The sequence below is a fragment of the Glycomyces sp. NPDC021274 genome, from assembly GCF_040641195.1.
Classification (GTDB): domain Bacteria; phylum Actinomycetota; class Actinomycetes; order Mycobacteriales; family Micromonosporaceae; genus Glycomyces.
Genome location: NZ_JBFADC010000085.1, coordinates 1 through 1,255, shown reverse-complemented (window position 1 = coordinate 1,255; position 1,255 = coordinate 1). Strand labels below are relative to the sequence as shown.

The following is a 1,255-nucleotide window of genomic DNA, read 5'->3' as shown; positions in this document are numbered from 1 at the left end:
CCTGTCGGTTCGATGCTCTCGACCCGATCGCGGCAGGGTCAAGCGCTGATCGTTTCCAGAACGGGAAAGTTCCACCGGCCGCCCGTTTTCCGGCCGGGGCGGTCTCGTGCACCGGCCGGCTAGCGGACCGAACCCGTCGGCTCAGGCGGGACAGGTTCCGCCCCGCTCGGCGGTTGCCCGGTCGGGGAAGTCGTCGGCGGGCGCGGGCAGGCGGGCGCCCCGGCTCACCGCCACCCGACGCACATTGCTGAGCGATGCGGTCAAGTCGGCCGCGAGCAGATGGATTTCGCCGGGTGTCCAGGTCCGTTCGCGAAGGACCTGCCGGGCCTCCTCGATGAGCAGGGCCGCCGAGTCGAGCTGTTCCGCCTCCACCCGGTCGGCCATGCGGGAGACGTATCCGGTCCCGTCGCCCGCGAGGAGGTAACAGGGCTTCCCCTCCGGGCTGGACCACGGCAGAAGCCGCCCGCCGTCCATGAGCCCTCGATCAGGCTCGGTCATATGTCGTCAACCTCCGTGCGAGGGGTCAGCGCTTCTTCACGCTGTGTGGTCTTTCCCTCACAGGGTGGGGTCTGTTCTGGCTACGCTGGTAGTAGGGCGAGCCTGACAACGTACCTTTCAACTCGGGGAGTTAGTCCATGGACAAGGACAGCCGGCCACGTACCCCCAGGGAGAAGTACGGGGAGGAGCTGAGGATCCGGCGCGTCGCGGCCCACATGACGCAGGAGGCGCTGAGCGAGCGCGTGGTGTGTTCGCCGACGCTGATCAGTCATTTCGAGGCGGGCAGGCGACTTCCGAAACCGGATGACGCGCAGCGGATCGACCAGGCGCTGGGGGCGGACGGGTTCTTCGTTCGGTGGTTGGAGGACCTGGAGTCGAAGTACACCGACCATTTCGCGGCGGTGGCCGAGTTGGAGCAACAAGCCACGCTGATCCAGTACTTCGCGCTGACGTTGGTCCCCGATGTGCTCCAGACCGACGACTACGCAGGCGCCCTGTTTCGCGCGTACCGGCCGAACTACACAGCCGAGGAGCTTGATGAGTTCGTCGTCATCCGAACGAAACGCCGCCGCATCCTCGACGGGCCGATGCGGCCCGTCGCCTGGACGTTGCTCGATGAGGCCGCCCTCCGGCGCCCCGTCGGCGGCCCGCAGGTCATGGCCGAGCAGTTGCACAGGATCGCGGACATGACTGAGGCGGGGCGGCTGCGCCTACACGTCCTGCCGTACAACGTGGGGGCACATGCGCTCCAACAGAG

General features: G+C 67.5%; 2 protein-coding genes. One reads left to right on the top strand and one right to left on the bottom strand.

Going from position 1 to position 1,255, the window contains the following annotated elements:
• Window positions 1-141: 141 nt before the first annotated feature.
• Window positions 142-498, bottom strand: coding sequence for a hypothetical protein (locus tag AB0I03_RS26760; RefSeq protein WP_073443083.1), 357 nt, complete (start codon window positions 496-498; stop codon window positions 142-144).
• A 137-nt stretch (window positions 499-635) separates the two neighbouring features.
• Between AB0I03_RS26760 and AB0I03_RS26755 the strand changes: the two genes are divergently transcribed.
• Window positions 636-1,255: helix-turn-helix transcriptional regulator (locus tag AB0I03_RS26755; RefSeq protein ID WP_360417399.1), on the top strand; the 620-nt coding region annotated here is incomplete at its 3' end.

Excerpts from the sequence above, each read along its gene's own strand:
- AB0I03_RS26760 (WP_073443083.1), bottom strand. The coding sequence starts at position 498 with ATGACCGAGCCTGATCGAGGGCTCATGGACGGCGGGCGGCTTCTGCCG.